Here is a 21,422-nt window from a genome sequence, read left to right as displayed (position 1 = left end):
GCGCCGATCGCTACTTCAGCGTGTCGGGATCGACGCCGAGCTCCCGGAGCCTCGCTGCCAGCCGCATTGCCTGCTGCTCGGCGGACTCGGCGCGCTGCTCGGCGGACTCGGCGCGCTGCTCGGCGGACTCGGCCCGTTTCGCGAGCTCCTTGCCAGCGGGGACGAGCTCTCCCTCGGGGGTGAAGAAGCGGAGCTGTCCCTCCTGGACGCCAAGGAAGAGCTCGAGCTGAGCGCTCCAGAGGCGCCCGGAAGCATCGGGGGAGAGCGGCTCGTACTGCCCGTCGACGAGGTGGAAGCCCGAGAACTCGAGGGTCTCCGGATGGAACCAGAAGTAGTCCGGCGTCCGGAAGACGTCCTGGTAAATCTGCTTCTTGAGGCCGCGATCGGCGCCTTCGGTGCTCTCCGAGAGCACCTCCACGATCACGTTCGGGTACCGGCCGTCTTCTTCCCAGACGACCCAGCTCTTGCGCGCCCTCCGATCGGTGCCGAGCACGACGAAGAAATCCGGACCCCGGAAGTGCTCGGTCTTGAGCTGCCTGGGGCTGAAGTAGATGGTCAGGTTCCCCGCGGCGAAGAAGTCGGCCCGGTCCTTCCAGAAGAGCTCCAGGCTCTCGAGCAGCAAGATCATCTGGACGAGGTGCTGGTAGGTCTCCATCGGAGGCTCGTTGCTGTACAGATCGCCCGGCGGAGCGACGACGCTGGGGTCGACGATCTCCGCCGGCATCGCGAAGGCGAGGGACGTCATGTCGGAAGCCTGCCGGAGGATCCACCTCCCAGCAAGGTCCGCGGCGCACCTCGCCGTGTCCGCGTAGCCGCTCGACAGCTTGCGGATCCCGGGTGCGCTCATTTCGAAATCCACCCTTCTGTGGCGTCCCCGCCACAGGGTGCCTCGTGTTCGTCCTGCCCGGCCAGCGCAGCGTCCGTCGCTGCCGCACGCCGGCGCGTGGTGGCACCGCGCGCTCGAGCTCAGCTCGCCCGCGTCCGGTCGCGCGAGGGCCGCCCTCGGCGACGGCTCGGCGCTACGGCGTGCGCGCGCAGCGCACGCCGACGCCGTAGTCGCCACGATAGTTCGCCGGATCGTACGAGACCGCCGAGCGATTCGACGACAGGAGGTACGGCATCAACCCCGTGTGGAAGCCGCCGCCAGGCAGCACCCGGTTCGTGGCGCCGGTGAGGTTTGCGCAGTCCTCGCAGGGGCTCACGTAGTTCGCGTAGACGTCGAGGTTCCACTCCCACACGCTTCCCGAGAGATCCCACTGTCCAAAGCGCCCGACGCCGAGCGGCGTGCTCCCGACGTCCGGCACATTCACGACCCCCGTACAAGTGCCTCGCCTGCCGCTCGGATAGTAGCAATCATAGATCGCGTACTGGTTGCCAGAGCCGGGATCCATCGAGCCCCAGGGGTACATGCGCTGCTCGTCTCCACCGGCGGTCGCGTATTTCCATTCGACCTCGGTCGGCAAAAAGCCGCCGTCCCAGATGCAGAAGGCGTGGGCCTCGTACCAGTTCATGAACGTGAGCGGCAGCATCTCGTTGTCGCCGGCGTTCGCCGTCCAGGTGCCGTAGTCCGGGCGGCGGCGCTCCGGGCGAGGAAGGCAGGACAGCGGCGGTAGCGCGGGCGGGAGCAGGGCGCGGGAGGGGCTGCATCGCGTCCCGTGAGGGAGGACGCTCGCAAGCCTCGGCCGTCGGGCGAGCGAGCTCCCCAGGAGAGCTGAAAGTCGAACCGGAGGGTGCCGAGACCCGCCGGAGGAACCTTCGGCTCGCGCGCTGACGTCGGCGCCGAGCAGACACCGGACGTCCGGCAGAGCGCAGTCGATCGAGCAGGTGGTTGAGCCCGAGCCGCGGCTGATCGGCGGCTCGCTCCTGCCGCATGACAGGCTGTTGCTCGACCACGCAATGTGTTGCCTATCTCCCGCGGCGCGCCTCGAGGCGCGCCCTGAACCCCTGGTTGGACGAGGTGCGCTTCTGGCCCTCGTGACGGTCTTTCTCGCCGGAACCGGACGAGGATCGCCGCTGGTCCGACGCTTGCCCCACAGCCTCGGCACAGCGCGCGTCGCGTCGCTGCGGCCCCGGACGGCTGGGCGCCGGAAACGCGGAGTTATCACCCACCCACCAGCACAGCAGGAGGCTCGATGCTGCTGCATAGCAGGTTTGACCACGTCGCCAGGAACACCATCGACTACTGGATGAAGCCCGATAGCGCCAACCTGTCGGCGGCCGAGCTCCTCGACGCATGGACCCTGGCGCCCTGGCTCGACCGCGCCACCGTGCAGCTCTATCTGCACGTCCCGTACTGCGCCCAGAAATGCAGCTTCTGCGCGTTCTCCGGCGGAAATTCCCTGAGCTTCAAGATGGCCGACCGCTACGCGGATCTGCTGATCTGGCAGATGCGCGACCTGCTCGGCCGCAGCCAGGCCAAGGGCAAGCCGATCGCCTCGGTGAACATCGGCGGTGGCAGCCCGGATCTCTTGCGCGCTCACATCGGCAAGGTGCTCCGAGCCGTCCGCGACCTGCCGGGATGCACGAACAGCACGGAGATCTCGGTCGAGTTCACCCTCTCCACGGTGACCGACGAGTTCATCGACGCGTTGATAGAGCATCAGGTCACGAAGGCCAGCTTCGGCGTGCAGGTCCTCGATCCCGCCATCCGGCGCCACCTGCACATGCCGTCGGCGCTCCGGAACATGGATGAGACATGCGAGAAGCTCGCGCGCGGCGTGCCGATCATCAACGCCGACTTGATGACGGGCTTCCCGGGTCAGACCGTCGAGTCGGTGCTGTCCGATCTGGAGTGCATCGTCGACCATCCGCACATCAACGCCGTCAGCAGCTATCTCCTCACGCCCGGCGCGGCGCCGAAGCTCGTCGGGGACATCCAGGCGGGCAAGGTCCCGGCGCAGCCCCGCCACGAGCACCAGGCGCTGTTCAGGCTGCATACCTACGCGACATTGCTGCGTCGGGGATGGATACGGAAGGGGACCAACACGTACATGAACCCGGACAAGATCCCGGAGCGCGCCCTCTCCATCGTGGCAGGCAACGAGTGCATCGGCGCCCGGCGATACGAGGATTTCCTGATCGGCGCAGGCGCCCAGGCGATCTCGTCGATCCCTGGCGCGCGTGCCGAGAACATCGTCGACATCGACGCGTGGAGCGCATTCGCCGAGCGGGGCGAGCACGGGTTCTCGCTCGACAAGTCGTCCCTGTCGCACCAGCGCGACATGGCGCTGTGGGTCTTTCCGCTCATGGGAAACGGGCTCGCCGTCAGCGAGTACGAGGCGCTGCGAGAGTCCGGCGCGCTCGACGAGGCGCAGATGAGCAACTTTCGTTCGTTCATCGAGGAGGGGCTGATCTTCCGGTCGGGGGACCGCTACCAGCTCACCATCACGGGCGAGGTGTTCATGGGGCACCTCGTGCGCAACCTCAAGAAGGAGGCGGATCGAGGCGTCCTCGATGACTACATCGATGAGGGATACACCCTCGGGCAGCTCGTGGCGACGGACAAGATCGTGCCGAAGAACGCCACCAACAACCGACAGCTGTTCCGCCAGATCGTCCGGGGAGCCGACAGTGAGCACTGAGGTGCTGCTGGCCTACTGCATGGCCATCTTCGTCGCGTCCATCATCCCGGGCCCATCGATGCTGCTCGCGCTCGCCAAGGGCGCCAACCACGGCTGGGGGGCAGGGGCGCTCTCCGGGGCGGGAAACATCGCGGCGACGATCGTGCAGGCGGTCGCCTCCTACCTCGTCATCCTGAAGGTCGGCAGCCTGTCGAGCACCCTCCTGCTCGGCATGAAGCTCGTGGGGGCGCTGTACATCTTTTACATCGGCTGGACGCTGATGGGCGTCGCCAATTTCGGGAGCGACCGTGAGGTCGCGGCGCGGGCCGGGTCGTCGTGGCAGCACGTCCGCGACGGCTTCATGTTCGCCATCGTCAACCCCAAGGCGATCGTGTTCTTCGCCGCCCTCTTTCCCCAGTTCGTGGGGCGGAGCGTGGCGGGCAGCGTGATCGCGATAGGCGTCCCGATCGTCACCATCGGCTTCGCCTGCTTCATGATCTATGTCGTGGCGGGCCGCGTGATGGTGGAGATCCTCGGGCACGGGCGGCACGTCGGGAAGATCTTCGGCATCTGCATCATGCTGTGCGCGCTCGCGCTCCTCTTCGCCTGATTCGCCTGATGAACACCTCAGGGGCGCGCGGTCCTCCTCGACCCTGGTGCGCCGCCCCGGCGCCGCTGCAAGGAGGCTGCAGCCTCCAGCAGGTGGAGGCGCGCGCCTCGCGCCCCGAAGCGCAGGCGCGCGCCGCCGTCCGCGATCCGTTCGTTCATCCGACGCCCTCGCCGCTCGCCGCGAATCGCTCGCGCCCTCGAATCCTCTGCCGGTGCAGGCCGGCTCCCGCTCGTCGCGAGGGCAGGGGTCGAGGCGCCGGGCGCGCCGTCTCCCCACCTGGCGGCCGGCTGGACCCAGCGGCGCGATGCTTGCTTGACCGCTGCTCTCACGTGGATGCGCGCGCGACGCACGCCGCGATCTACCTGGAGACCTCACGATGACCGAGCGCGCGTTTCCCCTCGCCCCTTCGCCTCATTCGCCGGCGCCTGCGACGCCGAGCCTCCATCTTCCCTTCGAGCCGATATGCGACGAGTTCTACGGGAACGGCGATCGCTTCGGCAAGGTGCTCCGCGCGGGGGACTACAACAACGATGGAAGGGCGGATCTCGCCGTGTCCGCGCCCGGAAAGAGCCTGACGGTCGACGTCGGCCACGAAGGCATGGTCTTCGCGCTCACCAGCGGCGGCAATTTCTTCGACAGCGATCCGCGCAACTTCTCGTCCGCGCGGTCGCTCCGGCAGGGGAGCGATGGTGTGAACGACCTTGTCCAGGCGAACGATGGCTTCGGGCAATGACGCCTCGATAGACCCGAGCCCGGTGACGCTCGGCCGCGGGCCGAGGGACAGCTCGCCTCGGACGAGCGCGCCCGGCGGCGCCACCTCGATCGCGGTCAGTCGACCGGCAGCGGGCCGGGAGCGCCGCCGCGGCCGGGCGGAGCCGCTCCACCGCCTGCCGCTGGCGCCACGCTCGGTCGGGGCGCTGGGTCGCGTCGCCGCCGCGGCCTACACTCCCTTCGCATGTCCCCCGGATCGCCCACGCCGCCGGCCACGGCCGGCTCCGCCGCGCTGATCGAGCGCGCCCGCCGGCTCGCGACGCTCGTGCTCGCCCCCTCGGCGAGCGCCACGGATCAGGCCGCGGCGGTTCCCCGAGAGCACATCCGCGCCCTCGCGGACGCAGGTCTCCTCGGGATCGCGACGCCTGCGTGCCACGGCGGCCATGGCGCCCCGCCGCAGGTCGCGCGCGAGGTCCTGGAGATCCTCGCCGGCGCCTGCGGTGTGACGGCGTTCGTCCACATGCAGCACGCCGCCGCGTGCCCGCTCATCGCGCGCGGCGAAAACGAGGCGCTCAAGGAGCGCGTCCTGCCTCGTTTCGCCTCGGGAGAGCGCTTTTGCACCGTGGGCTTCTCGCACGTCCGCCGCCCGGGCCCGCCGATGGTCCGGGTCGAGCCTGACGGCGACGGGTTCCGCTTCGACGGCACCGTGCCCTGGTTGACCGGCCATGGGATCGCCGACGATGCCGTCATCGCCGGCGCGCTCCCCGATGGACGCCTGATGTACGTCCTGACGTCGCTGGAGGCGGGGGATTCCATCGAGGCATCACCGCCTCTCCGCCTGAGCGCGATGAACGCCTCGGTCACGGTGTCGCTGACGCTGCGCGATCTGCGCGTCGAGCCCGAGCAGGTGATCGCCATCCTGACGCGCGAGCAGCAGGCTGCCCGCGACGTGGCGGGCCTGCTCACGCCGTCGGCGCTCTCCCTGGGCGCGGCCTGCGCCGCCGCGGCCCTGCTCGCGGAGCTTTCGGAGCGCCGCGGCAGCGCGCGCCTGGCGGACGCCGCGCGGGCGTTCGAGGACGAGAGGGAGGCCGCCCGCGCCGAGGTCGATGCATGGGCGGACCGGCCGGAGGCGGAGGGCCATGCAGAGCACGCGGTCCGCGTTCGTGCCTGGTGCATCGATCTGGGCGTCAGGGCCGCGCACGCGGCGGTCGCTGCGACCGGGGGCAGCGCCAACCTCGTCGACCACGCCGCGCAGCGCCTCTTCCGCGAGGCGATGCTCTATTCGCTCACGGCCCAGACACGCGACCTGCAGACAGCGACGGTGGAGCGGCTGCTCGAACGGGCGACCCGCCCCAGATCGGGGTAACGACCGCGACCCGGCGGCTCTCTCCCGCCATGCCAGGCATCGTCCCCCCGACCTGGGCCACTCGCTACATCGATTCCTGTGGATCCGCGCGGCCGTCGGCGCCGCCTGGGTCGTACACGCCGACAAAGTCCCTCAGCTTCCGGGTCTGGTAGCTGCGTGCCAGCGTCGTGAGCTGCTCGAGCCAAGGTCTGAGCCGCGGATCGTGCTGCGCCATCCGCTCCGCCTCCTCCAGGATCTTGTGGACGAGCCCCTTCTTCGCGAGCGCCGACAGGATCGCCAGCTCTTCGGCCGGAGGCGGCGCGAGGTGTCCGCCGCCTTCGGGCTCCTTCGCCGGCGCGTCCCGAGCGGGGGCGCCATCGCGGCGAAGCCACTCGATGCTCAGCAAGCGCGATATCTTGTCGAGGAGCGCGCTCGCCACGATCGGCTTGGACAAGAAGTCATCGCAGCCGGCGCTGGCGCACTGCTGCCGCTCGGCCTCGGATACGCTCGCCGACGAGGCCAGGATGACGACGTGCCGGAGCTCGGGCATGAGCCTGAGGCGACGCGCTGTCTCGTAGCCGTCCATGTCCTTCATGTAGACGTCCAGCAGGATGAGCGCCGGCGCGCGCAGCGCCGCCATGCGCAGCGCCTCCTTACCGCCGTCCGCCTCGCACAGATCGAAGCCGAGCGGGCCGAGGAGCCCGCGCACCACCGCGCGATTGTCGGAACTGTCGTCCACGATGAGTATCGTGCGGCGCTCCCCCGGATAGCCGACGATCGTGTCCCACCCCCTGGCTTCGCCCGGGCTCGTCGCGAGCTGCGCCTCGGCGAGCGGGAGCGTCACGGTAAAGACACTGCCCTCGCCGACCTCGCTTTGCACCTCGATCGCACCACCCATCTGTTGCACGAGCTTCTTCGTGATGGCGAGGCCAAGCCCTGTGCCCTCGCTCTTCGCGCTCTGCTCCCCCACCTGCTCGAAGGGCTCGAAGATGCGTGACAGGTGCTCCGGGGCGATCCCAGGACCCGTATCCTCGACCCGGAACCGCACCATCCGCCCTGCAGAGACGGTCTCCTCCAGCACCTCGATCTGGAGGGACACGCGTCCCCGCTCGGTGAACTTGATGGCATTGCCGAGGAGGTTCAAGAGTACCTGCATCAGCCGCTTCTCGTCGGCACAGACGGCCTGAAGCGCAGGGCCGCGCAGCTCATGGGAGAACGTGATCCCCTTCGCTTCGGCGCGCACCCGGCACAGGTCGACCACCGTCCGCACGAGCGCAGGCAACCGGAACTCCGTCAGGACGGAGTCCATCTTGCCCGCCTCGATCTTGGCCAGGTGCAGCAGGTCATTGATGAGCGAGAGCAGGTGCTCGCTCGACTTCTGGATGACCCGCAGGCCCTCCCGCCACGCCGGGGGGACGTCGGGCGTTCGCTCCAGGATCTGGGCATAACCCATGATCCCGTTGAGCGGCGTTCGCAGCTCGTGGCTCATGCTGGAGAGAAAGTCGCTCTTGGCCTGGCTGGCGCGCTCCGCGGCCTCCTTGGCGATGCGGAGCTCGACGGTGCGCTCCTTGATCTTGGCCTCCAGGTCCCGGTACAGGAGGGCGTTCTCGACGGCGATCGCGGCCTGCGCGGCGAGCACCGACAGGAGCTCCACCCGCCGCTCGGGGAACGCCGCAGGCACCTCGCGATGCTCGAGGTAGAGCACGCCCACGAGGCGCCCTCGATGCGACAAGGGAAGCGAGAGGAGCGAGAGCACGGAGCGCGAGGCCAGGTGCGGATCGGCCGCGAAGCGCGCGTCCGACCTGGCGTCGTCCACCACGACCGGCTCGTTCGTGCGCGCCACGTAGTGCGCCACCGTCCTCGCCACCTCGCTGCTCTGCGAGAGCGGCTCGGACAGGCCCGTCTCGATGTGGCCTCCCTCCACCGAGAGCCGCGCCACGACCGAGAGCTCTTCGCCTTCGCCCAGCAGCAGGACGCCGCGCTGCGCCCCGGCGCTCTCCAGCACGAGCTCCATCAGACGCCCGACGACCCGCTCCGGGTCGAGCTCGCTCGACAGCGCCCGCGCCGCGCGCACCGCGGTGTTCACATCGAGCTGCGCGCCGCCGGTGACTCCCGTGGTGGTCAGCGTGGCGACGCCCGTCGTGCGGCGGCGCTCCGCCGTCGCGGGCTGGGCAGGCGCACGGAGCAGGGCCGGCCATCTCGCCTCCAGGTGGGCCACCACGGCGTGCGCTTCCCAGCGAACATAAGCGTCCCTGGCCTCGCGCAGGTACAGCGCGGCGACACGGCTCCTGCCCGCCTCGAGGTGAAACTCGGCGCAGAGCTGAGCCGCCAGGGCTTCGATGTGAAAGAATCGCTGCTCGCGCGCGAGCTCGATGGCCTCGTCGTACCTGGCCATGGCCTCGTCGGTCTTGCCCTGCACGCGGGCGTCCTCGGCCTCGAGGAGGCGCAGCTTGTGGAGGAAATTGTCCGCGCTCCCCTCGGCGAAGTACCTCAGCCGCGCGAGGCCTTGCTCGATGTCGTCGCGGAGCCCGGCCCGCTCCCCCGCGTCCGCGGCCGCCGGCCAGCACCTCGCGGCCGCGAGCGCGAGCCAGAGCGGTATGTCCGTGACCGGGGGAAAGCCGAAGATGGACACGCGGAACTGCTCGGCCTCCCGTGCCCGCGAGAGGGCCATCGGGTACGCGCCGGCGACGAGGAACAGGTGCGCCTCGAGGATGCGAGCCAGCTCGGCTGCCATCCCGTCTCCGTCAGCCAGGAGGGAGCGCGATCCTCGTGAGAGCGGCTCGCCCGACAGGAGCCTCCCCGCGCCGTCGGCGGTCGTCAAGAGGTCGCACCACGACGCGATCGCCTCGAAATAGTGCGTCCCGAGCGCGGTCCCCGCGCGCTGCATCAACCCCCAGCGCGCCGCCCGGTGCGCCTCGAGCTGCCCGAGCGGCTGGCCGCGCCACACTCGGTAGTAGAACAGGTCGCCTTCCAGCCCCCAGCTCGTCCCCTGGAACGAGCCGACCTTCAGGCCGGTCGCGCAGGTTCGCTCGAAGATGGGCGCCATTTCATCCGCGGGGCGGCCGTAGGCCGTGTACTGCCCCTGGAAGGACAGACACTCTGCCAGAAAGGGCGACGCGACGCGCTCGGCTGCGCGCACTCCAGGGCCGACCCAGCACGCGGCGCGACGATACATGCCTGTGGTGAGCGACCAGACGTTCGCGAAGCAAACGATGATGAAGGGAGAGACCGGCGTGAGCGCGCGCCGCTCTCGCACCCTCAGCACGGCGCGGGCGATCACGAGCCCGGACAGCACCGGCTGACCGCCGATCGCCGCGCACACCATGAGGTGCATCGTCAGCGCATCGATGAGCACCTGCTCCGGGGAGGGATCGAGGGGCATCCGTTCGAACGCGTCCGGGTCGCGCTCGAACCATCGATCCAGCTCGGCGGACTCCTCGAGGAGCGCGGCGCCGCGCGCCTCGTCCGCGCCCGGAAATGCGATGTCCTGCTCCGTGAGCGCGGCGAGCCCGAGATCGACCCCTCGCGCGAACTGGCCCGCCGCCTGGGCGCTGCGGACGCGCATCTCGTGCGCCGAGAGCCTGGTGAGCGCCGGCAGCGGCCTGGCGAGCAGCCGCGCGCACCGCGCCTCGACGTCGTCGAACTCCCGCAGCAGAAAGGCCCCCTCGATCTGCTCGAGCGCGAGCTCCGCGCACAGCGGCGCGTCCTTGCGCCAGGCGTCATCGCCCAGCAAGTCCTGCGCGGTCTCGGCGAGGCTCAGGAGGAGCCGGTACGAGCTCGCCGCCTTCGCGGCGCGCGCGGCCTCGAGGTTCAGCCGCGCCAGCGCCTCGCGCTCGCCTGCGGAGTCCATCCGCGCCGAGCCCAGGTTGAGGTGCCGCACCAGCTCCAGGAGCTCTTGCGGTGTGCCCCCCTGCGTCCGATGCCGCGCCCACAGCCGCCGGCCGATCTCCAGGTGCGCCAGGACGCGCTGCGCCGGCGGGGCCCGCTCGTAGCTCGCCTGCTGCACGCGGTCGTGCAAGAAGCGGTATTCAGCGTCGAGCGCTCCTTCTCCGGTTCCGGTTCCGGTTCCGGTTCCGGTTCCGGTTCCGGCCGCTCCCAGCGCCTGCGCGGTCCGGTAGGCTCCATCGGCTGGCACCACCAGCTCCTCCCGCAGGGCGGGCCAGAGCGCGCCGGTCACCCGGGCGCGCTCCCATCCGCTGAGCCGCTCCAGGTCGTGGAGGTGGAAGGCGTGCCCCGCGCACGCCGCGAGCCCCAGGAGCTGCTGTGTCGCTTCAGGCATCTCGAGCAGCTTGTCCGTCAGGAGGGCGACGACGTTGTCGGTCACCTGCGCCTGCTCGATCTCCTTCTGGCCCCAGCGCCACGCGCCGCTCTCCGGGTCCCGCGCCACCTTGCTCTGCCGGTGCAGGGACAGCAGCAGCTGCTCCATGAAGAACGGGTTTCCTCGCGTCTTTTGCCACAGGATGCGCGAGAGCGGCTCCACCCGCGCCGCCTCGCTGTTCAGCGCCCGCGCTGTCCATGCCTGCACGTGCTCCGCCGGCAGGGGGTGCACCGACATCCTCGACACCCTCGCCCCGCTCTCCTCGACCGACGCCACGAGCCTCCACAGCGGGTGCTCGGGGGGCGCCTCGTTGTCGCGGTACGCCGCGAGCACGAGGAGCTCTCTTCGCTCTGCGTCGGTCAGCAGCGTCCTCAGGATCTCCAGCGTGGCGCTGTCGGCCCACTGCATGTCGTCGAGGAACATCACGAGCGGCGCGTTCGGCGTCGTGACCGCCCGCACGAAGTTCAGCCAGGTCAGCCTCTGGCGGGCGAGCACCTGCTCGCCGTGCACCGGCGGCACCGGCGCGAGCTTGCCCATGATCAGGTCGAGCTCCGGCACCACGTCGGCGATGAGCCGGGCGTTGTCCCCCACGTCGGCCCTGATTCGCTCCTGCCACGCCGTGAGCGTCGGCTTCGGGCTCGCCAGCCACTGCTGCATCAGCGCCCCGAACGCCTGCGCCATGGCCGCGTAGGGCGTCGACCGCGCGAGCTGGTCGTGCTTGCCCGAGATCAGGAGCCCGCGCCCCGCACGCGCGATGTCCTGGTAGACGGTGCGCACGAGCGCCGTCTTGCCGATGCCAGACGGGCCGCCGATGAGCACGAGCTCCGCCGCGCCCTCGGCGGCGCGGGCGAAGGCTGCGCCCAGGAGATCGCGCTCCTGCTCCCGCCCGACGAGGACGTCTGGCAGCCGCAGCCTCTGCGAGAAATCCTTGTCCCCGAGCGTGAAGCGCTCCACCGCGCCGCGCTCGCGCCACATGCGCAGCGCTCGCTCCAGGTCTTCGGCTGCCCCCTTGGCCGTCTGATACCGCCGGTCAGGGTACTTCGCGAGGAGCCTGGACACGATGGCCGCGAGGCCCGGAGGCACGTCGGGGACGACCTCGTCGAGGGACGGCGGCTCCTTGGCGAGGTGCGCGTGCACCAGCGCGAGCGGGTCGCGCTCGGTGAACGGCAGCCGCCCCGAGAGCGCCTCGAAGAGCGTCACTCCGAGCGAGTACAGGTCGGTGCGGGGATCGAGCGCTCGCGCCGTGCGGCCCGTCTGCTCGGGCGACATGTACGCCAGTGTCCCCTCGAGCCCTTCGGGGATGCTCGCCGCCGTCGCCTCCAGCGGCAGCGACGAGGCGATGCCGAAGTCGAGCAGCTTGACCTGCTCGTACGCCGCGTCGACCAGCACGTTCTGGGGTTTGATATCCTTGTGCGTTATGCCGGCCGCGTGCACGGCCTCGAGGGCTCGGGAGAGGAGCGCTCCTAGCCTCAGCCCCGCTTCCACCGGCAGGCGCCCGCGATCGGCGAGCTGTAGATCCAGCGACCGGAAGCCGGGGTCCTCGATCACCAGCGCGACCGTGCCGCCCCGCTGTAGGAGCTCCCGCGCCCGCGCCACCCCTGACACCTCTCTCAGCTGTGTCAGGATGTGATGCTCATGCAGGATGCGCCCCGTCACGCGCGAGCTCGGCGCGGCCGCCACGGGGAGCTTGAGCACCACCCGGTCGCCGGAGGGACGATGGACCGCGCGGCACACGCGGGTCTCGGCCCCTTCGTGGATCACCTCCCCCACAACGTAGTCTCTCAGATCCATCCCGGTTCAGCTCCTCTTCGGGTCCGGCGGAGACGCCGGGTGAACAGCGGAATTCTCCGGTACTTCAGCGCTCGGGCTTGTGCTGTCGGCGGTCGCGTGTCCGCAGCGCGTGCTCCACGCCCGACTGCAGGGTGGCCTTCGTCACGAGCTGATCGAGGTGCAGGTCGAGCGCCACGAACGTTTGCGCTACCTCCGCGCGGATTCCCGTGACGACCGTCCGCGTGCCGAGCAGCGAGAGCCCCATCGCGGCTTGCACGAGCATGCGCGCAACCGTCTCATCTACTGCCTTTACGCCGGTGATGTCAATGATGAGATAGTCCGCCCTGCGCTCGCTCGCTCCGCGCAGCGCTGTCTCGACCGCTTGTCCGGCACGCTCGACGTCCACCGTGCCGATGAGGGGCATCACGAGGACGCCATCGATCATCGGAATGAGCGGAGCGGACAGCTCGAGGAGCCGCTCCCGCTGGGCCGCGATGATCTGCTCCTGCAGCGCCGCCCTGGCCGCCTCGGCGCGCTCGCTCTGCATCAGCTGCTGCGAGAGCCGCTCGTTCGTGTCGCGCAGCATCTGCACGGCCTGGGCCAGCGCCTCCTCCGCCTTGGCGCGCTCCCGGATCTCCTCCGAGAGCCTCGTATTGCGCTCCTCGAGAGCCCGCGTTGCGCGCCGGAGCGAGATCTGGGTGTGCACCCGCGCCAGGAGCTCGGTCTTCTCGAACGGCTTTGTCACGTAGTCGACGGCGCCCACGCGGAAGCCCTGGAGCCTGAACCTCGCTTCAGCGAGCGCCGTCATGAAGATGACGGGGATGCCCTGCGTCGCCGGATCGGCCTTGAGCCGCCGGCATGTCTCGAACCCGCTGAGGCCGGGCATCAGAGCGTCGAGCAAGACGAGGTCCGGCTGGGCCCGGCTGACCAGCTCGATCGCCTCCTCACCGTCGCGCGCGACAGCGACCTCCAGGCCATCCGACATGAGCGCGTGCGACAGCACGGTCAGGTTGTCCGCGCTATCGTCCACGATGAGGACGAGGCCAGAGAGCGGAGTTTCTTGTTCTTGCATGGGTCTCTGCCGGCTCAGCACGATCGAGCGATCCTCGTGCGCCCGGTCGGCGTGCCCCAACGCACGGCGGGCGAGCAAATACGTACACTGTGAGCCGGCGGCCCCATCACAGGAAACATTCCGTCTTCTCTTCTTCCGTTCGTACCACGGGCTGTTCAGCCTTAACATACCTTTTGTAGGCGGAAGCGGAGAGGGGTGCAGGGTGCGGTGGAGAGGGTAGGCTGAGCCACACAGGCCATCCATTCCATCTACGTACGCATGAGTACGCATGAGATGGGCGCTTTCCGCCTCGTTCCGAGGTCCCATGTCGGCTCGCCTCACTCGCTTTCCTTCGCGACGAGGTCTCCGCTTTTTCCGGCTCTCACGCTCCATCCCCATCTCCAGCCGTTGGAGCTCCTCACGTTCGGGCGTCGTGAGCGCTCCCGGCCGCTGGCCGGAGCTCCGGTCGTCCGCCTTCGCCAGACGTACCGCCTCCGCCTTGAGCTTGGGCGCGAACAGGGCCTCTTTCTCCCGTCCCATCCCTGCCTCCCCGGTGCCTTCTGGGGGGCCACGGAGGTGCGAAGGATCACGGCGTGGCCTGGGCGAGGACAGTTGAGAGCGACCTGGCGTCGGGCGCCGCGACGCCGCGTTCGACCGATCGACCGGCGGCTGCCCGCCCGGGGCTTCTCGCGAGATGAATGTGCTCGCGCGTCGGCGCATCCAGCGCCTCGTGGCCTGCGCTCCTCCCGTGTCCAGAACCAGGGAAGCGCTCGGGGAACCCGTCGTCAATACCCGGAACGGCAGGGTGGAGCGCGTGAGACACGGAGGCACTTGGGTGTGGCAGGGGCTAACACGACGGCGGAAAATTGCCCGGGAGCGGCAGAAAACCCGCCAAGCCGCCTCTGGATCTCGGCGGTGGGCCAGTCCCCGCCGGAACGCACTTTGATAAGAGGTTTGACGACCTGTCGCGCCGACCGCATCGCGCTCGTCGGCGACTTCACGGGTACAGCCGGCTTCGGCACCGGCCCGCTCACCGCTACGGGCAAGGACGGCTTCGTCGCGGTCTTCGCCCCCTGACGCACGCGAGCGCGCCTGCGTCGGGAGTGGTCCGCGGCGGCTCGGTCCAGGTTGGGCGACCCCGACGACGGGCCCAGGTGGGGGTGAAAGCGCGACCAGCGGTCTGGGGCTCCGTGAGCGCCAGCTGGCCGCGCGGCGGAGGCGTTGCGCCTGCGGGTCGACGGCGAGCCGCGGGGGCTGCATCCCGCGTCGACGCGGTCTACCGGCGGGCGGGACAGGCGCCGTGGCGCCCCCCGCGAGGGACGTCTCGTGGTCCCGCCGAGGGAGGAGCGACGTTCGCCGAGGGGGGGTTGATGACCGGCTCGGCCCGATCTCCGCTCCGCGGCCCCGCGCGTCCCACGAAAGCCTGGGCAGTCACGCGAGCGCCGAGGCGCGCTCGGAGCGGTCCAGGCGCCGGGCGGCGGGGTGAGGGGGCCTCGCGAAGGGGCGCGCTTCGCGACGAAGTAGGTTAGAGTGCGCGCCATGCCTGATTTCGCCAAGCTCGCCGCCGCGGCCTCGATCGCCCGCGGCCTCGCCATGGATGCCGTCCACGCCTGCTCATCCGGTCACCTCGGCCTACCGCTAGGGGCCGCCGAGATCGGTGCCGCGCTGTACGGCGACATCCTCCGCCACGATCCGAGCGAACCGCACTGGTTGAACCGCGATCGCTTCGTCCTGTCCGCCGGTCACGGCAGCATGTTCCTCTACGCCTGGCTGCACCTCTCGGGCTATCCGGTGTCCCTCGACGACGTCCGCCGCTTCCGGCAGTGGGAGTCGAAGACGCCCGGCCACCCGGAGTACCATTACACTGAGGGTGTCGAGGCGACGACTGGCCCGCTCGGCCAGGGCGTGGGCAACGCGGTCGGGCACGCGGTGGCCGCCAAGATGCTCGCCGCGCGTTACAACACGCCGGAGCACACGATCTTCGATCTCAATGTCTACTGCCTCGCCGGCGACGGCTGCCTCCAGGAGGGCGTGGCCGCCGAGGCGGCCTCCTTCGCCGGGCACTTCAAGCTCGACAACCTGATCCTCATCTACGATGCCAACGACGTCACCCTCGACGCGATGGCCATCAAGACCCAGAGCGAGGACACGGCCAAGCGCTTCGAGGCCTACGGCTTCGAGGTGCTCCACATCGAGCAGGGCAACGATCTGGAGGCCGTCCACCGGGTGCTCGGCCAGGCGCGGGCGTCGAAGAGCGGAAAGCCGAAGTTCGTCGTCGCCCACACCCTGATCGGCAAGGGGATCCCGGAGGTCGCCGGCACGCAGAAGGCGCACGGCGAGGGCGGCGCCAAGTTCGTGGATCAGGCCCGCAAGAACCTGGGGCTGCCCGCCGAGCACTTCTACGTCAGCGAGGAGGTGAAGCAGTTCTTCGCGACGCGCAAGGAAGAGCTCGCCAAGGTGCGCGGGGCGTGGGAGGCGACCTTCCAGGCCTGGCGCGCGAAGAACCCCGAGCTCGCCCGCCAGCTCGACGACGGCCTCGCGAAGAAGCTCCCGGCGGACCTCGACGCGCGCGTCCCCGCCTTCGCCGCCGGCACCAAGGTCGCCACGCGCAAGGCCGGCGAGACCGTGCTGCAGGCCGTCGCCGAGGCGGTGCCTGCGCTCATCGGGTCGAGCGCCGACCTCTACGGCTCGACGTTCAACTACATCGCGTCGAGCACCGACTTCGATCCGGAGCACCCCGGCGGCCGGAACATCCGCGCCGGCATCCGCGAGCACGGCATGGGCGCGATCATGAATGGCATCGCGTACCACGGCGGCCTGCGCCCGAGCGGCGCGACGTTCCTCGTGTTCGCGGACTACCTGCGGCCGAGCATCCGGCTGGCCGCGCTGTCGCACCTGCCGGTCATCTACATCTTCACGCACGACTCGGTGGGCGTGGGCGAGGACGGGCCGACGCACCAGCCCGTGGAGACCGTCGCCGGGCTGCGCGTCATCGTCGATCTGGACGTCATCCGGCCGGCGGACGCCGAGGAGACGGCCGGCGCCTGGATCTCCGCGCTGGAGCACAACGACGGCCCGACGGTCCTCGCGCTCACGCGCCAGGCCGTCCCGCTGCTTCCGGGGGACGCCGCCACCAAGCGCGAGGGCGTCCGGCGTGGCGCCTATGTCCTGGTCAAGGAGACGGCGGCGCTCGAGACCATCCTGATCGCGACGGGCAGCGAGGTGCAGCACGCGGTCGAGGCCGCGAAGCGGATCGGGCCCGGCGTCCGCGTCGTCTCGATGCCCTGCGTGGAGCGGTTCGCGCGCCAGGATCACGCCTACCGCGAGGCCGTGCTGCCCGCCGCTTGCACGCGGCGCGTGTCCATCGAGGCGGGCGTCACCTTCGGCTGGCACCGGTGGGTCGGCTTCAAGGGGATCGCCCTCGGGATTGATCGCTTCGGCACGAGCGCCCCTGGCGACATCGTGATGGATCGGCTGGGCATGAATGCCCAGGCGGTGGTGCAGGCCGTGCAGGACCTCGTGCCCTGACCCCCTGAAGAAGCGAGAAACCGCCGGGAGCGCCGGGAAGCAACATTCCTCGGCGCTCCTGGCGTGGTCTCGATCTCCCGCCCCGCTGCCGGCCGGCCGGCCGCATGACAGGCGACAGCGCTGGACGCCGCCCGCCGCCGAGCTAAAAGCGGGCCCGTGCCGTCGGGCGACCTGATCTCGCAGCTGTTGGCTCTCTTCGCGGTGCTCGGGGTCGGCGTGCTGCTGCGCGCGCTGGGCCGCGCCGGTCAGGCGGACGCCGCCGTGCTGCACCGGCTGGTCATCGACGTCACCACGCCCGCGCTGATCGTCAGCGTGCTCCGCCGCTCAGGCATCGGTCACGGCGCGTGGGGCGCGGTCGCCGCGTCGACCGTCGCGCTCTTCGCGTGCGCCCTCGCGGGGGTCGCCGTGGCGCGGGCGCTCGGGCTCCCGCGCGCCGCGCAGGGCGCCGCCGGCCTCGTCGGCAGCTTCTCCAACACCGGCTTCCTCGGCGTGCCCGTCGTGCTGGCCCTCTACGGCGACGCGGGCGGCGCGGCGGGGACGGCGATCCTCGTCGACAGCATCGTCACGGCGTTCCTCCTGTGGACCTTCGGCGTCGCGCTCGCCGCGCGCATGGGCGGGGGCGGCGGCGGGGACGGGCGGGGCCTGCTCGCGGTGCTCCTGCACCCCAACGTGCTGTCGATCGCCGTCGGGCTCACGCTCCACGCGGCGCCGATCCCGCTGCCGGTGTGGTTGGAGCACGCGCTCGGCGCGCTCGGGAGCGCGACCCCGACGCTCGTGTTCCTCGCGCTGGGCCTCAGCCTCGACCTTGGCTCGCTCCGCGGCCGCGTGCGCCCGCTCGCGGCGGTCGCCGCCGTGAAGCTGCTCCTGTCGCCCGCGGTTGCGCTCGGCGCCGCGGTTGCGCTCGGCCTGAAGCGGCCCTCCTCCGAGGTGGCGGTGCTTCAGTCCGCCATGCCGACGTCGATGGTGTCCGTGATCGTCGCCGCGCGGTACGGCTGCGACGGTCAGTTCGCGGCGGCCACGGCGGTCGTGACGACGCTCGGGGCGCTGGCGAGCCTGCCGATCGTCATCGAGGTGCTGCGCCGGCTCCTCCCGTGACTCCCGTGACGTCGAGCGGCCGCGGACACGGCCGCTCCGCCCCTCACGCCCCGACCTGGTAGACGCGCCGGTACCCTGCCTCCACGTCCGTGATCGTCACCTCGACGATCCCGTGCGAGGTGATCGCGTACTGCTCCTCGATCAGCGGCCCCTCGCTGCCCATGCGCTCGACGGTCACCCCGCCGAGCTCGGCGGCGCGGTCGCGGAGCCGCCGGTCGAAGGGGAACACGACCTCGTTGAACGCCGTGATGTCGCCGTGGGGCACGCCGAGCCGGTCGAGCGCGGCGCACTCGACGAACCGGTAGCGGCCGACGTTGTGCGCCGCCCGGTACACGCGCCGCGAGACCACCGGCGCCTCGTGGCTCGACGGGATGCGCGCCTCCCGGTCGAAGATCGGGTCGAAGACCACCTCGTCCCCGCCGCTGCCCTCCCGGAACACGCCGAAATGGCGCGAGAGCCGGTCGGAGAGCTCGAAGCCCGCGTCCTCGTCGACGGCGATGGCCAGGCCGATCGCGATGGCCGCCGAGGGGTAGGGTGAGCGATGGACGCGGCGCCCGAAGCGCTCGCGCAGCGTCCGCGCGACGATGGGCAGCGAGCTGGCGCCGCCGACGACGTAGATCCCCGCGATGTCGGCGAGCGCCTCGCCCGCGCCGGCGTCGAGGCGCGCGATCACCGGCTGCATCGCCGTGATGGTCGACTCCACGAGGGGCACGCACCGGTCGTAGTAGTCGGAGGTCGCGATCGTCACCTCGCGGGCGGTCGAGAGGTCGCCCAGGCAGGCCTCCAGGTCGATCACGATGCGCCGAGAGTTCGGGTTGAGCCGCTCCTTCACCTCGCGGCACTGGTCCGCGAGCGCCGCGAGCGCGCGCGCCGGCAGGCCCTCGCGCTCGATCTTGCCGGCGTCGAGCGCCATCGAGGCCAGCGCGGCGTCGAAGTCGTCGCCGCCGAGGTGGTTCAGGCCCGCGGTCGTCACGGCGTCGTGGCTGCGCCCGGTCATGTGGACCAGCGACGCGTCGAACGTCCCGCCGCCGAGGTCGTAGACGACGATGTGCTCGCGCTTCGACGTGATGGTGCTGCGGTGGCGGTGCGTGTACTCGAAGCCGGCGGCCGACGGCTCGTTCAGGAGCGCGATGACCTCGAAGCCGGCGCGGCGGAAGGCGTCGAGCGTCACGAACCGCTGCGACCCGTGCGCGTTGGCCGGGGTCGCCACGACCGAGATGAGGCGCCCGTCGTCGTCCTTCTTGGGCCGGTTCGACCGGTTCAGCACGGCGTCGCGGAGCGACCGCAGGAACAGGGTCAGGAGATCGAGCACCCGGAGCTTCGTCCCGCCGATCTCGACCTCGACGTCGGGCGACGCGCGCGGGCCGGAGAGCACCCGCTTGAACGACCGGAGCACGATCCACTCGGGATCCGAGGCGACCGCGAGGGCGTCGAAGCCGAACCGGAGCTCCCCCCGCCGCTCGGCGGCCACGGAGGGGTAGAAATCGACGGTGTCCCCCGCCGCGTCCTGGAAGCTGATGACAGGGTAGTTCCCGCGATCGCAGCACGCGACCACGGTCCGCGTGGTTCCGAAATCGATCCCGAGGCGCAAGGTGGGGTCTCCTCCGGCCCCATGCTGCCACATCCGGCCGCCCGCGGTGAAACTCTGCGAGGTCAGTCGGCTTCTAGCTCGAAGGCACCGTCGTAGATGGCATCGACGGAGATCTGGGCGCCGTTCGCCAGGGCGATCGTATCGCCTCGCTCGAGCACGCGATACCGCCAGGAGCCGTCCCCCTCGCGTCGGTAGTGCTCGATACGCACGTGCCATGGTGAGACGAGCAGGTAGTCCGTCAGGCAGGGGAGGCGCTGGTACCCCTCCCACTTCTCGCCCCGATCGAAGGCCTCGGTGCTGCGCGAGAGCACTTCCACGATGGCAGTTGGGTTCGAGAGGACGTCGCTGGCGCCTGGCTCGGTCTGCACGCCGCCGCACACGACGACCGCATCTGCGTAAACGTAGCGCTGTCCCTGTTTGGCCGAGATCCGTTGATCGGACGAGAGCACGTGGCACCCCCTGCCGCGCACCGCCGCGCGGAGCTCTGCGCCCGCGGCCGTCGACAGGAAGTTGTGCCGCGGGCTGCCGCCGGCCATCGCGAAGACCTCGCCAAGATGGTACTCGTGCTTCGCGTGCTGCTCGCGCTCCCACGCCAGGTACTCGGCGGCGCTCATGTGTCGGCTGGCGGCGGCATCGCCCATGGCACGCACCTTAGCGCGGCGACGGATGGCTGGCGACAAGCGAGGGACCGGCTGGCGCGCCGCCGCCAGCCCACGCATGAGCGCCGCCGACCGGCCATCGCGGTGCCGCCGCGGGTAGCTCAATCCTCCGCGACCTCGATGGTTCGCCGTGGCTCATCCCGCAGGGAAGATCTCGCGCTCCTCGCGCCCGAGCAGGCGTTCGCTCTTCTGACGCTACTTCTTCTCGCCCTGCTTGTCGCCCGTCGCGCCGCCGCTCGCCTCCACGAGGGAGGGCGGCGGGTCCGACTGGACCGTCTTCGCGTCGCCGGGCTCGAGCGTCACCATCATGGTCCGGTTGCCGCGCTCCGGGTCCACGAACGTCACCTCGTGCGACCCGGGCGCGACCTTTCGCCCCGAGATCGGCGTCGTCCCGATGGGCTTGCCGTCCAGCAGGATCTCGGTCGGCTGCGCGGCGATCACGTCGAGCATCGGCGCGTCGTCGAGCGGCGGCTCGGGCTCGGGCTCGGGCTCGGGTTCAGCCGCGATCGGCGCGGGTTGCGGGGGCTCCTGCGGCGGCTTCGGGGCGCCGCCGCAGCCGGCGATGGCGAGGGTGACGAGGAAGGTGGAGGTGCGAACCATGGACCCGAAGCTAGACAGGAAACGCGCGGGAGGAAATGGCGAGGACGACGTCACGCGCGCCGGCAGCCCGCGGCCAGGCGCCGCGCAACCCGGGGATCCTTCCCCGGCCGAGCGATCGCTCCGTCATCCGCCGCCGCTGCCGTAAGGGCGGGTGATGATCTCGAGGAAGTGCCCGTCGGGATCGGGGAAGTACACGCCGCGCCCGCCGTCATGGTGGTTGATCTCCCCGGGGTGCTGCGCTCTTGGATCGGCCCAGTAGGGGATCTGGCGTTCGCGGATTCGACCGAAGATCTCGTCGAACTCGGCCTCGCTGACCAGGAAGGCGAGGTGCTGGGAGCGGATCTCACCAGGGGTGTCGATGAAGTCGAGCGTGACGTCGTTGTCGAGCCGTACCGTCAAGAAGTGCCCGAACGGCACCGGCGCCGAGAGGCCCAGGATCTCGGTCAAAAAGGTAGCGGACGTCGTCTTGTCCCGCGCCGGGACGATGGTGTGATTGAGCTGGACGGCCATGCTCGCTTCCTCCCTTTCGTGGGCGGTTGCCCATCTCCGGCGGATCTTGAGCGATCTCGCGGCGAGGGGCCACC

General features: G+C 70.5%; 15 protein-coding genes. 7 read left to right on the top strand and 8 right to left on the bottom strand.

The window, feature by feature from the left end:
* Nucleotides 1-10 precede the first annotated feature (10 nt).
* Entirely contained in the window at nt 11-745 is a 735-nt protein-coding gene (locus WMF39_RS22090) for a Uma2 family endonuclease (protein WP_437748007.1), read from the bottom strand.
* Nucleotides 746-1,019: 274 nt separating this feature from the next.
* Nucleotides 1,020-2,144, bottom strand: a complete 1,125-nt coding sequence (locus WMF39_RS22085) for a formylglycine-generating enzyme family protein (protein WP_437747436.1) — start codon at nt 2,142-2,144, stop codon at nt 1,020-1,022.
* On the opposite strand from WMF39_RS22085, the gene WMF39_RS22080 reads away from it, so the two are divergent.
* The 4 genes from WMF39_RS22080 to WMF39_RS22065 all read left to right on the top strand — a co-directional run bounded on the left by WMF39_RS22080 (nt 2,133) and on the right by WMF39_RS22065 (nt 6,247).
* A complete protein-coding gene (locus tag WMF39_RS22080; RefSeq protein WP_437747435.1) occupies nt 2,133-3,581 on the top strand; it encodes a radical SAM protein in 1,449 nt (482 codons plus the stop codon). The two genes, WMF39_RS22085 and WMF39_RS22080, sit on opposite strands and share 12 nt — an antisense overlap.
* Nucleotides 3,571-4,170: a LysE family translocator gene (locus tag WMF39_RS22075; protein WP_437747434.1), complete on the top strand. Its 600-nt coding sequence runs from the start codon at nt 3,571-3,573 to the stop codon at nt 4,168-4,170. Before WMF39_RS22080 ends, WMF39_RS22075 begins: the two co-directional genes overlap by 11 nt.
* 376 nt (nt 4,171-4,546) lie before the next feature.
* Nucleotides 4,547-4,903, top strand: coding sequence for an FG-GAP repeat protein (locus tag WMF39_RS22070; RefSeq protein ID WP_437747433.1), 357 nt, complete (start codon nt 4,547-4,549; stop codon nt 4,901-4,903).
* Between the two features lie 222 nt (nt 4,904-5,125).
* Nucleotides 5,126-6,247 carry an acyl-CoA dehydrogenase family protein gene (locus WMF39_RS22065; protein WP_437747432.1) on the top strand — a complete coding sequence of 374 codons (1,122 nt, stop codon included), beginning with the start codon at nt 5,126-5,128 and terminating at the stop codon, nt 6,245-6,247.
* A gap of 64 nt (nt 6,248-6,311) precedes the next feature.
* Here the strand turns inward: WMF39_RS22065 and WMF39_RS22060 are convergent, their stop codons facing one another.
* Complete coding sequence (locus WMF39_RS22060) at nt 6,312-12,335, bottom strand: AAA family ATPase (RefSeq protein ID WP_437747431.1); 6,024 nt, start codon at nt 12,333-12,335, stop codon at nt 6,312-6,314.
* A 64-nt stretch (nt 12,336-12,399) separates the two neighbouring features.
* Entirely contained in the window at nt 12,400-13,386 is a 987-nt protein-coding gene (locus tag WMF39_RS22055; RefSeq protein WP_437747430.1) for a response regulator, read from the bottom strand.
* Nucleotides 13,387-14,319: 933 nt separating this feature from the next.
* Here WMF39_RS22055 and WMF39_RS22050 point away from each other — a divergent pair.
* From WMF39_RS22050 to WMF39_RS22040, 3 genes are all read left to right on the top strand, one after another.
* A complete protein-coding gene (locus WMF39_RS22050) occupies nt 14,320-14,442 on the top strand; it encodes a hypothetical protein (protein WP_437747429.1) in 123 nt (40 codons plus the stop codon).
* 462 nt (nt 14,443-14,904) lie between these two features.
* A complete protein-coding gene (gene tkt / locus WMF39_RS22045; RefSeq protein WP_437747428.1) occupies nt 14,905-16,893 on the top strand; it encodes a transketolase in 1,989 nt (662 codons plus the stop codon).
* 156 nt (nt 16,894-17,049) lie between these two features.
* Nucleotides 17,050-17,988 (top strand): AEC family transporter, encoded by a 939-nt coding sequence (locus WMF39_RS22040; protein ID WP_437747427.1) that lies wholly within the window; start codon nt 17,050-17,052, stop codon nt 17,986-17,988.
* A 43-nt stretch (nt 17,989-18,031) separates the two neighbouring features.
* On the opposite strand, the gene WMF39_RS22035 is transcribed toward WMF39_RS22040, so the two are convergent.
* The 4 genes from WMF39_RS22035 to WMF39_RS22020 form a co-directional block, all read right to left on the bottom strand.
* Nucleotides 18,032-19,579 carry an Hsp70 family protein gene (locus WMF39_RS22035; RefSeq protein WP_437747426.1) on the bottom strand — a complete coding sequence of 516 codons (1,548 nt, stop codon included), beginning with the start codon at nt 19,577-19,579 and terminating at the stop codon, nt 18,032-18,034.
* 62 nt (nt 19,580-19,641) lie between these two features.
* Nucleotides 19,642-20,220, bottom strand: a complete 579-nt coding sequence (locus WMF39_RS22030; RefSeq protein WP_437747425.1) for a Uma2 family endonuclease — start codon at nt 20,218-20,220, stop codon at nt 19,642-19,644.
* A gap of 213 nt (nt 20,221-20,433) precedes the next feature.
* Complete coding sequence (locus WMF39_RS22025) at nt 20,434-20,838, bottom strand: PEGA domain-containing protein (RefSeq protein WP_437747424.1); 405 nt, start codon at nt 20,836-20,838, stop codon at nt 20,434-20,436.
* 123 nt (nt 20,839-20,961) lie between these two features.
* Complete coding sequence (locus WMF39_RS22020) at nt 20,962-21,348, bottom strand: VOC family protein (protein WP_437747423.1); 387 nt, start codon at nt 21,346-21,348, stop codon at nt 20,962-20,964.
* Between the last annotated feature and the right edge of the window lie 74 nt (nt 21,349-21,422).

Origin of the sequence: Sorangium sp. So ce1504, from assembly GCF_051521635.1 — a bacterium.
GTDB lineage: Bacteria > Myxococcota_A > Polyangia > Polyangiales > Polyangiaceae > Sorangium > Sorangium cellulosum_B.
This window is presented reverse-complemented; position numbering and strand designations above follow the sequence as displayed.

What these genes read in the sequence shown, in the direction of transcription:
- WMF39_RS22090 (WP_437748007.1), bottom strand. Translation starts at nt 745, where the DNA reads ATGACGTCCCTCGCCTTCGCGATGCCGGCGGAGATCGTCGACCCCAGC.
- WMF39_RS22080 (WP_437747435.1), top strand. Translation starts at nt 2,133, where the DNA reads ATGCTGCTGCATAGCAGGTTTGACCACGTCGCCAGGAACACCATCGAC.
- WMF39_RS22085 (WP_437747436.1), bottom strand. Translation starts at nt 2,144, where the DNA reads ATGCAGCAGCATCGAGCCTCCTGCTGTGCTGGTGGGTGGGTGATAACT.
- WMF39_RS22070 (WP_437747433.1), top strand. Translation starts at nt 4,547, where the DNA reads ATGACCGAGCGCGCGTTTCCCCTCGCCCCTTCGCCTCATTCGCCGGCG.
- WMF39_RS22065 (WP_437747432.1), top strand. Translation starts at nt 5,126, where the DNA reads ATGTCCCCCGGATCGCCCACGCCGCCGGCCACGGCCGGCTCCGCCGCG.
- WMF39_RS22060 (WP_437747431.1), bottom strand. Translation starts at nt 12,335, where the DNA reads ATGGATCTGAGAGACTACGTTGTGGGGGAGGTGATCCACGAAGGGGCC.
- WMF39_RS22055 (WP_437747430.1), bottom strand. Translation starts at nt 13,386, where the DNA reads ATGCAAGAACAAGAAACTCCGCTCTCTGGCCTCGTCCTCATCGTGGAC.
- tkt (WP_437747428.1), top strand. Translation starts at nt 14,905, where the DNA reads ATGCCTGATTTCGCCAAGCTCGCCGCCGCGGCCTCGATCGCCCGCGGC.
- WMF39_RS22030 (WP_437747425.1), bottom strand. Translation starts at nt 20,220, where the DNA reads ATGGGCGATGCCGCCGCCAGCCGACACATGAGCGCCGCCGAGTACCTG.
- WMF39_RS22025 (WP_437747424.1), bottom strand. Translation starts at nt 20,838, where the DNA reads ATGGTTCGCACCTCCACCTTCCTCGTCACCCTCGCCATCGCCGGCTGC.
- WMF39_RS22020 (WP_437747423.1), bottom strand. Translation starts at nt 21,348, where the DNA reads ATGGCCGTCCAGCTCAATCACACCATCGTCCCGGCGCGGGACAAGACG.